Annotated in this window: 15 protein-coding genes; 5 read left to right on the forward strand and 10 right to left on the reverse strand. The window is 64.2% G+C overall.

Translation table 11 applies throughout. The features are described from left to right. Nucleotides 1–47: 47 nt before the first annotated feature. The 3 genes from rpsI to B5D62_RS07220 form a co-directional block, all read right to left on the reverse strand. Nucleotides 48–524: a 30S ribosomal protein S9 gene (gene rpsI, locus B5D62_RS07210; protein ID WP_085933082.1), complete on the reverse strand. Its 477-nt coding sequence runs from the start codon at nucleotides 522–524 to the stop codon at nucleotides 48–50. 2 nt (nucleotides 525–526) lie between these two features. Further along, nucleotides 527–1,006, reverse strand: coding sequence for a 50S ribosomal protein L13 (rplM, locus tag B5D62_RS07215; protein WP_139373748.1), 480 nt, complete (start codon nucleotides 1,004–1,006; stop codon nucleotides 527–529). 148 nt (nucleotides 1,007–1,154) lie between these two features. Further along, nucleotides 1,155–1,571 (reverse strand): PaaI family thioesterase, encoded by a 417-nt coding sequence (locus B5D62_RS07220; RefSeq protein WP_085933084.1) that lies wholly within the window; start codon nucleotides 1,569–1,571, stop codon nucleotides 1,155–1,157. Nucleotides 1,572–1,604: 33 nt separating this feature from the next. On the opposite strand from B5D62_RS07220, the gene B5D62_RS07225 reads away from it, so the two are divergent. After that, complete coding sequence (locus tag B5D62_RS07225) at nucleotides 1,605–2,399, forward strand: enoyl-CoA hydratase (RefSeq protein ID WP_085933085.1); 795 nt, start codon at nucleotides 1,605–1,607, stop codon at nucleotides 2,397–2,399. Between the two features lie 25 nt (nucleotides 2,400–2,424). Here B5D62_RS07225 and B5D62_RS07230 read toward each other — a convergent pair whose 3' ends face one another. Continuing rightward, nucleotides 2,425–3,387, reverse strand: a complete 963-nt coding sequence (locus B5D62_RS07230) for an arginine deiminase family protein (protein WP_170920814.1) — start codon at nucleotides 3,385–3,387, stop codon at nucleotides 2,425–2,427. 213 nt (nucleotides 3,388–3,600) lie between these two features. On the opposite strand from B5D62_RS07230, the gene B5D62_RS07235 reads away from it, so the two are divergent. After that, nucleotides 3,601–4,815: a multidrug effflux MFS transporter gene (locus tag B5D62_RS07235; RefSeq protein WP_085933562.1), complete on the forward strand. Its 1,215-nt coding sequence runs from the start codon at nucleotides 3,601–3,603 to the stop codon at nucleotides 4,813–4,815. On the opposite strand, the gene B5D62_RS07240 is transcribed toward B5D62_RS07235, so the two are convergent. The 5 genes from B5D62_RS07240 to B5D62_RS07260 all read right to left on the reverse strand — a co-directional run bounded on the left by B5D62_RS07240 (nucleotide 4,816) and on the right by B5D62_RS07260 (nucleotide 8,513). Next, the gene (locus tag B5D62_RS07240) at nucleotides 4,816–5,298 is read right to left on the reverse strand and encodes a PaaI family thioesterase (protein ID WP_218190965.1); all 483 of its coding nucleotides are present in this window, start codon (nucleotides 5,296–5,298) and stop codon (nucleotides 4,816–4,818) included. 202 nt (nucleotides 5,299–5,500) lie between these two features. Further along, nucleotides 5,501–5,926: a type II toxin-antitoxin system VapC family toxin gene (locus B5D62_RS07245; RefSeq protein ID WP_085933087.1), complete on the reverse strand. Its 426-nt coding sequence runs from the start codon at nucleotides 5,924–5,926 to the stop codon at nucleotides 5,501–5,503. Further along, nucleotides 5,927–6,181, reverse strand: a complete 255-nt coding sequence (locus B5D62_RS07250) for a type II toxin-antitoxin system Phd/YefM family antitoxin (RefSeq protein WP_085933088.1) — start codon at nucleotides 6,179–6,181, stop codon at nucleotides 5,927–5,929. It lies immediately after the preceding gene. Between the two features lie 134 nt (nucleotides 6,182–6,315). After that, on the reverse strand, nucleotides 6,316–7,077 hold the full coding sequence (locus B5D62_RS07255) for a class II aldolase/adducin family protein (RefSeq protein ID WP_085933089.1): 762 nt from the start codon (nucleotides 7,075–7,077) through the stop codon (nucleotides 6,316–6,318). 275 nt (nucleotides 7,078–7,352) lie between these two features. Further along, entirely contained in the window at nucleotides 7,353–8,513 is a 1,161-nt protein-coding gene (locus B5D62_RS07260) for an NADH:flavin oxidoreductase/NADH oxidase (RefSeq protein ID WP_085933090.1), read from the reverse strand. Nucleotides 8,514–8,535: 22 nt separating this feature from the next. Between B5D62_RS07260 and B5D62_RS07265 the strand changes: the two genes are divergently transcribed. From B5D62_RS07265 to B5D62_RS07275, 3 genes are all read left to right on the forward strand, one after another. Then, entirely contained in the window at nucleotides 8,536–9,015 is a 480-nt protein-coding gene (locus tag B5D62_RS07265; RefSeq protein WP_231714774.1) for a CoA-binding protein, read from the forward strand. Nucleotides 9,016–9,079: 64 nt separating this feature from the next. After that, on the forward strand, nucleotides 9,080–10,087 hold the full coding sequence (locus B5D62_RS07270; protein WP_085933092.1) for an LLM class flavin-dependent oxidoreductase: 1,008 nt from the start codon (nucleotides 9,080–9,082) through the stop codon (nucleotides 10,085–10,087). Nucleotides 10,088–10,413: 326 nt separating this feature from the next. After that, nucleotides 10,414–11,538, forward strand: a complete 1,125-nt coding sequence (locus B5D62_RS07275; protein WP_085933093.1) for an LLM class flavin-dependent oxidoreductase — start codon at nucleotides 10,414–10,416, stop codon at nucleotides 11,536–11,538. Nucleotides 11,539–11,597: 59 nt separating this feature from the next. On the opposite strand, the gene B5D62_RS07280 is transcribed toward B5D62_RS07275, so the two are convergent. Beyond that, nucleotides 11,598–13,085, reverse strand: coding sequence for a DegQ family serine endoprotease (locus B5D62_RS07280; RefSeq protein ID WP_085933094.1), 1,488 nt, complete (start codon nucleotides 13,083–13,085; stop codon nucleotides 11,598–11,600). Between the last annotated feature and the right edge of the window lie 114 nt (nucleotides 13,086–13,199).

Consider the following 13,199-nt stretch of genomic DNA (forward strand, 5'->3'; position numbering starts at 1 on the left):
CCGCTGGGGCGCCCTTCGACCAGAGACGATCGTTCTCCGGGCGCCGTTTAGCGCTTCGAGAACTGGAAGCGGCGACGCGCACCGGCGCGGCCGTACTTCTTACGCTCGACCACGCGGCTGTCGCGGGTCAGGAAGCCGCTGGTCTTCATGGCGCCACGCAGCCCGGGTTCGAACTTGGCGAGCGCCTGCGCAATGCCATGGCGAACCGCACCGGCCTGGCCGGACAGACCGCCGCCGGAAACGGTGGCGACGACATCGAACTGGCCGCCGCGCTGTGAGACGTCGAACGGCTGCTGGATGACCATCTGCTGCGTCGGACGCGCGAAGTAGACCTTCTGGTCGCGGCCGTTGATGGTGATCTTCCCGGTGCCGGGCTTCACCCACACGCGAGCGACGGCGTTCTTGCGGCGGCCGGTGGCGTAGGCGCGGCCCTGGGCATCGACCTCCTTCTCACGCGGCATGGCGGAAGCGGCCGTGACCGGCGCCTTCTTCAACTCGGCAAAGGACGAAAGTTCGGTAGCCATGGTCAGCCGATCCTCGAGTTCTTACGGTTCAGCGCGGCGACGTCCAGCTTCTCGGGCTGCTGTGCCTCGTGCTCGTGCTTGGGGCCCTTGTAGACGCGCAGGTTCTTCATCTGCGCACGGCCGAGCGGACCACGGGTGATCATGCGCTCGACGGCCTTGACGATGACGCGCTCGGGGAAGCGACCTTCGAGGCGCTTGCCCAGGGTCTCGCCCTTGATGCCGCCCGGATGGCCGGTGTGATAGTAGAAGTACTCCTTCTCGGCCTTGCGACCGGTGAGGCGCACCTTCTCGGCATTGACGACGATGATGTTGTCGCCGCAATCGATGTGCGGCGTGAAGGTCGGCTTGTGCTTGCCGCGCAGGCGCATGGCGATGATCGAGGCGAGCCGGCCCAGGACCAGCCCATCGGCGTCGATCAGCACCCACTTCTTCTGCACGTCGGCAGTCTTGAGACTGGCGGTTCGGTTGCTAAGGGTGTGCATGGTTCTTTCTTCCGTGAGGCGGCGCTTATGATGGCTTGGCTGGCCTTTGTCAAACCGAGACATAATCATCCATAAAATCAATGGTTTAATGTCGCGGTGCTATATTACCGCAGATCAACCGATTGAATCTTCGACGAAAATCTCGGCCTCAACGAAGCGGAATCGAATAAGTCACCGTCGCGTGCGCCACGGGCTCGCTTTTGCCGGCACTCCAGATGGTGAAATCGCCGACGGCCAGCGATTTGCCGAGCTTCATCAGGCGTCCTTCGCCGATCAGATCGGCCGGCTCGGGCTTGCGCATGAAGTTGATGTTGAGGTTCGTGGTGACCGCGAGGGCCACCGGTCCGAGCTGCGCCAGGATCAGTAGATAGAAGCCGCAATCCACGAGCCACATCAGCGTTGGCCCCGATATCGTGCCACCCGGACGCAAATGGCGATCGTGTATCGGCAGGCGCAGGCGGATCGTCTTGTCGTCGAGATGCTCGATCGCCAGGCCGAGATGCCCGGCCTGCGGAAAATGCTCGTCCAGGAAGGTGAGCAGTTCGGCTGGTGTCATCACCGGCATGGCGCTCCGCCTCTCAGACCGTAGAATATCCTCATGTCCGCTGCCCCCAACGAGCCCGTCCTGCTACGCCGCGACGAAGGCCGCGTCGCCATCCTCACCCTCAATCGTCCGCGCGCCATGAATGCGCTCTCCGGCGAGCTTATAGACGCGCTGCAGGCGGAATTCGACCGGCTGGCCGCGGATCGGGAGATCCGCTGCGTGGTGATCGAAGCGCAGGGTCGCGCCTTCTCGACCGGCCACGATCTCCGCGAGGTGGCGTCGCGCAAGGACTACGCCTTTCATCACGACCTGCTGACGCGCTGCTCGGCGATGATGCTGTCGATCCAGCGCTTGCCGCAGCCGGTCATTGCCAAGGTCCAGGCGATCGCGACTGCGGCGGGCTGCCAGCTCGTTGCTGCCTGCGACCTTGCCGTGGCGTCGACCGTGGCGACCTTCGCCACATCGGGGATCACCAACGGTCTGTTTTGCGGAACGCCCTCGGTTCCGGTCGGCCGCAATGTCGGAAAGAAGCGCGCCCTCGACATGCTCTTCACCGGTCAGTTCATCGATGCGGAGGCCGCGCTGCGGGACGGACTGGTGAGCCGTGTCGTCGCCCCCGACCAGCTCGACCGCGAAACGATGGCCCTGGCCAACCAGATCGCGGCCCAGCCGCCGCGACAGATCGCCTCCGGCAAGGCGATGTTCCATCGCCACATGGAGATGACGATCGACCAGGCCTATGCGCTCGCCACGGACTTCATGGCCGGCGCCCTGCAGAGTGAGGATGCCCAGGCCGGCATCGATGCCTTCGTGAACAAGAAACCGAAGCCGGAATGGAAGGGAAAATAGACGCCGCGCCGGAAAGGCCCCTCGCCTACGCGAGAACGCTCTCGCGCCACAGCGGATGATGCGCACACCGCATGCCGCCACCGACACGGACCGGGCCATCGAACGGCAGCGGGACGACGTCCACCCGCCGCTTGCGTAGTTCCTCGATCACACGCTTGTTGTCGGCGTCGACGATCATGCGGCCTTCTTCCAGGATCAGGCCGTTGATGGCCAGCCGTGTGGCCTCCTCCACCGATACGGTGATCGCGTCCCAGCTCCGCAGCGACATCGGCAGGCCGTCGATGAGCTTGTCGGGGCAGTAGACCACGAGGCCTGGCTTCACCAGCGCCAAGGCGCAATCGAGATGCAGGACGTTCGATTTCAGGGCCACGGGAATTACCCTGTAAGACGGCCCGAGAAGCGCCTGCAGCCAGTCGATTCCCGCCATGTCGGAAGCGCAACCCGACATGCCCACATAGACTTCGTAGCCGTTCAGCAGTGTGTCGCCGCCTTCGAGGAACGGCCCGTCGACGCCTTCGAGCCATCCCAGCGGCACGCTCGACCACCGGGCGCCGTGCTTCTGTACCGCCTGCTGGATGATCGCGCGCAGCCCGAAGCGTTCGCGTTGGCGGCAGATGATGCGCAGCGAGCTCTCGATCACATGCTCGCCGACGACGATCATGGGGTCGCGCGGAAAGAGCTGGGTTCCATCGCCATGGGCCGCGAGGAACGTGCGCTCAAGCCCGGCCAGCCGGTCGGGCCGGTGCACGACCACGCCCTGGCGCGCCACGAATTCGGCCAGGGCATCGACCTGCTGTTCGATGCGCCGCGCCCACTCGGGCTCGACCTCGATCAAGGGGCGCCCGACATGCTTGCGGCTGAACTCGGCTTCGGCGGGAGTCTGCCAGCGCATCGATTTCTCGTGGAACACCACGAAGTCCTCGGCCGGTGAAATGCCGATCACCACCTCGCGCAACCTGCCCCATTCGTGATGGACGCCGAAGCCCATGTTCCCTCCCCGGTTCCGAACCGCGTCCGGGTTTAGACCATTCTCCGCCCGCGCAGTGGCCAAATTCGATTTCCGGCCCGCAGAGCGCGGAGGCCTTATCCTCTGCGCTTGCCGGAGATCAGTGTGCAGAAGACCGCTGCTTCCCTGTTGCGCTGCACAAGCCATTCCCTGAACGCACGCCTCATGGCCTGCACGTTGCTTTACAGCAGGGACATGACGAGTAGCGTACCCGACAATAATCCTTCCGCCCGCCACGCCCCCCTCTGGCTCCTGGCCCTCATCACCTTCAGCGGCACCTTGGCCATGCACATCTTCGTGCCGGCCTTGCCCGACGCGGCGCGCGATCTCGGCGCCAGCGTCGGCGCCATGCAGCTCACCATGAGCGTCTACATCCTCGGTCTCGCGGCGGGACAGCTGGTCTATGGACCGATCTCCGATCATTTCGGCCGCCGTCCTGTGCTGATGGTCGGCCTCGTCATCTATGCCTGCACTGGATTGTGGGCGGCCTTTGCGCCGAATGTGAACACGCTGATCGTGTTGCGTCTCCTGCAGGCGCTGGGCGGATGCTCCGGCATGGTGATCGGACGCGCCATGGTGCGCGACACAGCGGTGGACAAGGATGCCGGTCGCCGGTTGGCATTGATGAATCTCATGGTCGTCATCGGACCGGGGATTGCACCGCTGATCGGCAGTGCCGTGACGACGACGGTCGGCTGGCGCGCCCTCTTCTTCCTTCTGTCGGGGCTCGGAGTCGTCAACTTCGCCTTCACCTGGACGCTGCTGCCGGAAACGCGGCCACGCGGGAGAACCACGCACCTTCTCGCCCTGGCCCGCGACTATGGTCGCCTGCTCAAATCCCCGACCTTCCTGGGCTATGCGCTGGGCGGCGGATGCGCCACGACTGCGATGTACGGCTTCGTCGCCGCATCGCCCTTCATCTTCACGCATCAACTGGGGCGGCCCGACTACGAAGTCGGCATGTACCTCGCCGTACAGTTCGTCGGTATCTGGCTGGGCAGCATGACGGCCGCGCGTCTCATTTCGCGCGTTCCGATCGATCGACTTGCGATCGGCGCCAACTTCCTGAGTGTCGTGGCAGCCGTCGGCTTCCTCGTCGCGGTGCTGTCAGGCCATCTGTCGGTCCCGCTCGTGGTCGCGCCGATGTTCCTGTTCGCTGCCGGTGCCGGCATCGCCTCACCAGCGGCCATGACCCAGGCCATCAGCGTCAATCCCAAGGTCGTCGGGTCGGCGTCGGGGTTGTATGGCTTCAGCCAGATGGGCGTTGGCGCTGCCTGCTCGGCCATCACCGGACTGGGATCCAATCCGGCGCTCTCGGCAGCCCTCGTCCTGGTTGCAGCGGGTGTGATTGCCCAAGCATCGTTCTGGATCGCCGTGCGCTCCAAGCGGCGCGCCATCGCGGAGAGCTGATCAGGAGTCGAAGATCAGGCACGTCGTCGTGCCGTGCGCCAGCAATCGGCCCTGGAGATCGGTCACGCGACCTTGAGCGGTGCCGATGCGACGTCCTCGGTTCAAGACGATGCCTTCAGCCTTGATACGGCCGGTCTCGACCGTGATCGGCCGGACCAGCGAAATCTTGAACTCGAGCGTCGTCTGGCTGCTGCCTTTGTCGAGGGTCGACCAGATCGCCAACCCCATGCAGCTATCGAGCAGCGTGGCCGACAGGCCACCATGCACTGTGCCGGCCGGATTGAGATGGGTGTCGTCAGGGCGGCCGGTGATCACGACCCGACCCGCTGCGGCTTCGGTAACGTCGTAATTCAAGATCTTGGCAATCGTATTCAGCGGCACCCTACCCTCGACCAGGCCCTGGACGAATTCCAGGCCGGTCATTTCCCGCCTCTTCTCGGCGGGCAGGGTCCCATAAGTCTTGCTGGCCATCGCTCCCGACATCGCAGCCTCCTCGCTGTACGCAAGGCAAGTTAAGGAGCGACACTCCTCTGGTCTGGCTGGATTCGGACCCGATCAGACGGGCCGCAGCCATCGTCTGATGATTTCCCAGATCTTGCGGGCATCTCTGGTATCGCCGGTTCGAAAGCATGCTTCCGCCCTGAGAGCATCTCTTGGTGCGTTTGCACGCTCCCAAGGACCCGGGTCACAAGGCGCCCTGCCACGGATTGAGGACCTCGACACCAGTTCTATTGAAATCGATGATGTTGCGCGTGACGACCGTCAAGCCATGCACCAGCGCCGTTGCGGCAATGTAGCAATCACGAATTGAACGGGGATCGGGGACGTGCAGCTGGGCGCTCCGCAAGGCTACGGCCGCGTCGATGGGAAGAACGCGATCGGCGAAGGCCGGGAGGACATGCTGACCAAGCCAGGTCCGCAGCATCGAACCCTGCCGGACGTCCCGTCGCTCGACGCGCAAGACCCCGATTTCGATCTCCTCGATCGTGACGACAGAGATGTAAAGGTCGATCGTGTCGACGGTATCGGCCCACTGAGCGACACCGGCATCCGCCTTTCCCGCGCGGACCTTTCTCAGCTCCGCAAGGACGTTGGTATCCAGAAGGTACATTCAGTCGAATTCAGCCCCTCGCGGACGATCATGCCGCTCCGCAAGCGGGAGATCGATGTCGGCAATCCCCGGCATTGCCAAGGCATCCGCAATCTTCGACCTGGTACCGGCGAGCCGTTTGTATTCGTCGATGGACAGCAGCACATGGGAGGGCCGGCCGCGATCGGTGATGAAAACCGGCCCCTTCTCCGCCGCCTTCTTGGCTCGACCCGAGTCCTGGTTGAATTCCCGACTGGTTAGCGTGGTAACGCTCAAAGGACACCCTCCGGAAAGGTTATGTAGGAACGTTTCTACATAATGCAAGCCAGAACAAGTGGAATCGCCATAGAGGACACGACCAAGACCGTCGCCATGGATTGTCCGTGAAAAGGGACGCCGCCGGCGAAGCCTCAGCGCGCCCAGTCTCCGGCTCCCTTCTTCGCCAGCTGGCGCTTCAGCGCTTCGAAGTAGCTGACGCCATATTCCGGCGCCGAGCGGACCTGCTTCATGCGCTGGGCGGCGCGCTGGATGATGTAGTCATCGATCTGGACCGGCTCCTCGCCGAGTTGCCGCGAGATCAGCTCCAGCTCGCAGGCCCGTTCCAGCATGTACATGCCGCGCAGGGCGCCCGGCAGCGTCGCATGCGCCGTCAGCAGGCCATGGTTGTGCAGGATGACGTGGCCGCCCTTCTGGCAGGTCTTGCCCAGCTCCTCGCATTCCTCGACCGTCGCCGGCACGCCATAGTGGTGGTAGACGATGTCGTCGAGGACATGCAGCGCGTCCTGGCTGATGGGCCGCAACCCCTGCTTCATGAGCGACACACCGCCGCCGGCCCGCGTGTGGGTATGCATGACGCAATTCACATCCGGCCGTGCCTTGTAGACGCCGCTGTGGATGGTGAAGCCCGCAGCGTTGAAGCGGCCCTGCTTGCCGTAGATCGTGCCGTCGACATCCATCTTGATCAGGCTCGACGCCGTGATCTCGTCGAACATCTCCTCGTAGTGGTTGATGAGGAAACAGTTTGGCTCGCCCGGCACGCGTACGGACATGTGCGTGTCGAGCAGATCGGTCCAGCCGAGATGATCGACGACCCGATAGAGAGCCGCCAACTCGCAGCGGGCCGTCCACTCTGCTTCGCTCATGTCCACGCGGTCCTGAACCAGACTATCCATCGTCAAATCTCCTGTCCCACCGGCTGCTTTTGATAGTCATTCTAGGGCAAGGACCGTGCCGTCACCCTAGGCTTCTCCGCATGGGCGCCAACGCAAAGTGCGGAAACTCGGACGAAGCGGCGTTCGCGACCAGAATCGTCGAATTCGGATCGCCGGCCGTAAGCTGGATCGCGATGTCGACTGCCAAGATGTTTCCGGTTCGGGATCATTCCCCTTTAATTTCCATTTATTTAATGGAAACGGAGCCCTCGTGGCGCCGATGCGGGCCAACGCCCCTATCCGGCGTTCAGGCCCTTCATGTAGGTCGAGGGTGTCACGTCCTTCACCGACTGGGCGCGCTTGGCCAGCCAGTAGGCTTGCGGCGGCGGCACGAGGGCAAAACTCTTGTCGACGCCAAGCTTCCGCGCCGCGTCCATCGGCCAGTTGGGATTGTAGAGAAGCTCTCGCGCCAACGCGATGAGATCGGCCCGCCCCTGCTGCAGGATCTGCTCGGCCTGGTCCGCGTGGACGATCAGGCCGACCGCCATCGTCATGATGCCGGCATCCTTCTTCAGTCGCTCGGCATAGGGTACCTGATAGCCGTAAGTCACGGGGCCGGTACTCACCACCGGCGCACCGCGCATGCCGCCCGAGCTGCAATCGATGACATCGACGCCCTTGGACTTCACGATCTTTGCAAGGGCCACGCTCTGGTCCGGCCCCCACCCCGAATCGTCCTCCACCGACAATCGCAGGAACAAGGGTTTCGACGCCGGCCAATGCGCTCGCACACTCTCCACCACCTCGATCGCGAAGCGCATGCGGTTCAGCTCGCTGCCGCCATACTCGTCGTTGCGCACATTCGAGAACGGCGACAGGAACTGGTGGATCAGATAGCCGTGCGCGCCATGGATATCGAGGACCTCGAAGCCGGCTTCGTGGGCACGTCGCGCTGCCTGCCCCCAGCGTTCGACGACTTCCGGAATTTCCGCTCGCGTCAGTGCTCTCGGCGTCGGATCGGTCGGGGGCGCATTGATCGCGCTCGACGAAACGAGTTCCCACGCCTCCCAGTCATCGACCTCCGCCGACGGCTTGAGCGGCGCCCCGCCCTCCCATGGACGGTAACGCCGGGCCTTGCGGCCGGAATGGCCGAGTTGAATGCCGGCTACAGCCCCGTGCTCGCGGATGAAATCGACGCAGCGCTTCAGTCCAGGAACGAAGGCGTCGTCCCACAGGCCCAGATCGCCGACAGTGCCGCAGCCGCGACGTTCCACCTTGGTGGATTCCATGATGACCAGTCCCGCTCCGCCCGCGGCATAGCGGCCGGCATTCATCAGGTGCCAGTCGGTCGCAAAGCCCTTCTCGGCCGCGTACTGGTGCATCGGCGCCACGACGACCCGATTCTTCAGCGTCACGTCGCGGATCGAAATCGGTTCGAACAGCATCGGCTGCGCCATGTATAATCCTCCCATGCCCGCGATCGTTCACGACCGTTACGACGATTCCTACCTGCGCCGCATCCTGCGCGAGACCAAGACCATCGCCATGGTCGGCGCCTCGGCCAACTGGAATCGTCCGTCCTATTTCGCCATGAAATATCTGCTCGACCGGGGCTACAAGGTCATCCCGGTCAATCCGGCCGCGGCCGGCCAGGAGATCCTCGGCCAGAAGGTCTATACCTCGCTCGCCGATCTACCGGTGAAGGCCGACATGGTCGATATCTTCCGCAACTCCGAAGCGGCCGGACCGATCACCGACGAGGCCATCAAGCATGGCGCCAAGGTCGTGTGGATGCAGCTCGGCGTTCGCAACGACGATGCTGCCCAGCGTGCCGAGGCGGCCGGCCTCAAAGTCGTGATGAACCGCTGTCCCAAGATCGAGCACAGCCGGCTGGCCGGCACCATCGAATGGCACGGCATTGCCAGCGGCGTGATCTCGTCGAAGAAACGAGCCATATGATCGCCTGCACCGCACCCTGCCAGCGCGCTCATCTTCACGAGCGGCCAAGATCGGCGCGGTCGACATGAAATTCGGCGTCTTCGATCACATGGATCGCGCCGGTCCCGATATCGGCCGACAATTCGAAGAACGCCTGCGCTTGATCGAGCTCTACGAAAAGAGCGGCTTCCATGCCTACCACCTCGCCGAACATCACGCGACGCCGTTGGGCATGGCGCCATCGCCCAGCGTCTTTCTGGCCGCCGTCGCGCAGCGCACCAGGACGCTGCGCTTCGGTCCGCTCGTCTACACCCTGAACCTCTATCATCCGCTGCGCCTGATCGACGAGATCTGCATGCTCGACCAGATGAGCGGAGGCCGGCTCGAACTGGGCGTTGGTCGCGGCATCTCACCCTACGAGGTGGGCTATTTCGGCATCGACCCGGCGACCGGTCCGGAACGCTTCGCCGAGGCACTCGACGTGATCGTCGCGGGGCTGTCGCAGCCGCGACTGACATACAAGGGCAAGTACTTCGTCTTCGACGATGTGCCGATGGAGATGCAGCCGGTGCAGAGACCGCATCCGCCGCTCTGGTACGGGGCCAATTCGCTGGAGAGCGCCGATCGACTGGCGAAGCAGGCCTGCAACACGGTGGTCGGGATGAAGGCCGAAGCGGTCGGGCAGTTCGCCGCCCGATACCGCGCTGCCTGGCAGGCGCTCGGGCGGCACGAGACGGATATGCCGTTGATCGGTCTTAGCCGCCATGTCGTCGTCGCAGACACCGACCGGGAAGCTCAAAGCACGGCCAAGCGCGCCTTCGCCCTTTGGTACGATGCCCTGATTCATCTCTGGCGCGCCCATGGCGTGGGACTGCCGCGGCAGATGATCCCCGCTGAGTTCGAGTCGGCATTGGACGGCGGATACATCGTCGCCGGTTCCGCCTCGACAGTTCGCGACCGGCTGCGGAAGGACAATGCAATCGCAGGCATCAATTACTGCCTGTGCCGGCTCGCCTTCGGAGACCTGTCATTCGAGGAGTCAGCACGCTCGGTCGAACTCATGGCGCGGGAGGTGATGCCGGCGCTGGCCTGATGGATTGGGGATGCGACGCCTCAAAAAAAGCCGGCAATGGAGGAAACCATTGCCGGCGACTTGAGGCCTCCGTCCGGCTCTGGGGAGGTTGCAAGAGCGGACGGCGTCCAGTCCCGGAGCGACTACGCAAATTCGGGGAGGAACCGTAGGCGCATCGCGATTGAACACCAGCAACATGCCGCAACGGGCACGGTCGGGCTTTGCGCTACATCAAACCGTCAAACGGTTTGCCGATAAATTCGGGAGCCGAGACATGCGCGCTTGAAGACGGACACGGCCCGCGCCTGTGGATAAAATGCGCTAACCCCCTCCGAGACAATAAGAAAATGAAGTTCGCTGTTTTTGATCACTTGGACCGGTCGGGCCCCGATCTGGGTCAGCAGTACGAAGACCGCCTGAAGCTGGTCGAGCTTTACGAATGGGCGGGCTTCCACGCCTATCACGTTGCCGAGCATCACGGCACACCGCTCGGCGCGGCACCGTCTCCCGGGCTGTTTCTGGCCGCCGTCGCCCAGCGCACCTCCACACTACGCTTCGGGCCCCTCGCCTATCCTCTCGGCCTCTATCATCCGCTGCGGCTGATCGAGGAGATCTGCATGCTGGACGTGATGAGCCGCGGCAGACTCGAACTGGGCGTCGGCCGGGGAGCCTCGCCGTACGAGGCGAGCTTCTTCGGCGTCGATCCGGCCAGCAGCCAGGAGCGGTTCGAAGAGATCCTCGAGATCCTTCAACAGGGCCTCGGCACGGCCCGGCTCACCTACAACGGCAAGTTCTTCTCCTTCAAGGACGTCCCTCTCGTCATTCAGCCGGTGCAGCGGCCCCACCCACCGCTCTGGCATGTGACGCGTTCGATCGACGGGGCCGATCGACTGGCCCGACTCGGGTGCAACGTCGCCCTGGCATTGCCGACCGTGGATGCCGGGAAGTTCACCGCCCGTTATCGCGCCGCCTGGCAGGCCCTCGGCAACGAGCCGGAGGACATGCCCTTCGTCGGCAACACGCGGAATGTCGTTGTGCTCGACAGCGACCGCGACGCGGTTGCCGCCGCGCGACGCGCCTTTCATGTCTGGTACGATTCGATGGTGCATCTCTGGCGCGCCCACGGTGTCGAACTGCCGCGCGCCATCTCCACACCTGATTTCGACGAAGCCGCCGAGCAGGGCTACATCGTCGCCGGTTCGCCCTCGACCGTGCGCGACCGCCTGATCCGCGACCACATGATTTCGGGCATCAACTACAGCATCTGCCGCTTCGCCTGCGGCGATCTCTCGTTCGAGGAGTCGGCGCGCTCCGTGCGCCTGTTCGCGCGCGAAGTGATGCCGGCGCTCGTGCCGCAGTACGAGCCCGACCGCGTGAGGGGCCGGCAGAAGGCAGCGGTCGGCGCCTATGCCCGCGGCCTCGACTGGATCGGAGCCGACGATCTGTCCGAGGTCGGCTTCCTGTTCCGCTGAGCGCAGACGCAACAAAGCCGGCGATGGGGGCCCATCGCCGGCTCCGTCGAGAGGTTTGGTTACGCCGCCCGGGGAGAAACAGCGACGTACCGTGTCATCCCCTCACGATAGATCTTCAGGAGGACGGGCTTCTTGCTCTCCTTGGCCTCCTTCAGCTTGCTGGCGGCCGCCTTCGGATTTTCGACCGAGTCGTGACCCACCTGCTGCAGGATGTCGCCGGGCCGCAGGCCCTGGCTCTCGGCCGGGCTGCCGGGCTCGACGCCCGCGATCAGGGCGCCGGAGACGCCGTCCTTGAGACCGAGCTCCTGCCGGGCTTCCGGCGTGATCGGCGCCAGCGAGAAGCCGAAGGAGCCAGGCTTGGCCTCCGATCCCTTCTGATCGCCGTTGTCGTCAGCTTTCGCCTCCTGGTTCTTCGTCGAGTCGCCGAGCTTGGCCTGGATCGTCATGTCCTTGCCGTCCCGCACCAGACCGACCTTGACGGTCGAGCCCGGCTGGGCCTCGGCGATCGTCCGCGTCAGGTCGCGAACGGTCTTGATCTCCTTGCCGTCGACGCTCTTGATCACGTCACCCGACTGGATGCCGGCCTTGAGGGCCGCGCTCTTCGGTTCGACCTGGGCGACCAGCGCGCCGTTGGTCGAGCCGAGCGACAGGCTGTCGGCGATTTCAGACGTTACCGGCTGAATTTCGACGCCGAGCAACCCGCGCTCGACCCGCCCATGTTCGCGGAGCTGAGCCACGACCGGTTGAGCGATGCTGGACGGGATGGCGAAGCCGAGGCCGACGCTGCCGCCGGACGGCGAGAAGATCGCGGTGTTGATGCCGATGACCTTGCCGTCCAGGTTGAACAGCGGGCCGCCGGAGTTGCCGCGGTTGATGGCCGCGTCGGTCTGGATGTAGTCGTCATACGGACCGGACTGGATGTCGCGGCCGCGGGCCGACACGATGCCGGTCGTCACGGTGCCGCCGAGGCCGAACGGATTGCCGACAGCCATCACCGACTCGCCGACCCGGACCTTGCTGGCATCGCCGAACTCGACATAGGGCAGCGGCTTGTCGGAGCTGACCTTCAGCACGGCAAGATCGGTCTTCTCGTCGCCGCCCAGCAGCTTGGCCGGGAACTTGCGGCCATCGGCCAGAGTGACGGTGATCGAGTCGGCCTTGCCGGCGACATGGAAGTTGGTGACGATCACGCCCGACGGATCGACGATGAAGCCGGTGCCGAGCGCCTGCTCCTTCGGATGCGGGCGAACCTGCTGCTGCCGGCCCTGACCGAAACGCTCGGCGAACTGGCGCATGAACTCTTCCATCTGCTGCTGGGCAGAGCGATCCGACATCTGCATGTGCATGCTGTCGTCGTTGTCCGCCTTCATCGTGACCTGCACGTTGACCACGGCCGGCGTCACCTTGGCGGCGAGATCGGCGAAGTCGTGGGTGGCTTCGCCGGCCAACGCCGGCGGCGCGGTCAGGGCAGGAACGATCAGGGCGGGGGCCGTCAATGCCGTGGTCAACGCCAGCGCGGCAAAGATGCGGGTCTTGGTCTTCGTCATTGGAGAAACCTCCTCGTTTGGGCTCACGGGAGGAATATGGGACCCACGCCGTGGCGCCCCCATGTCCGCAACATTGAATGTTTGTATAGTTCGGGAACAATCAGGGAAGGTGCA

The organism is Enhydrobacter aerosaccus, assembly GCF_900167455.1.
Classification (GTDB): Bacteria; Pseudomonadota; Alphaproteobacteria; order Reyranellales; family Reyranellaceae; genus Reyranella; species Reyranella aerosaccus.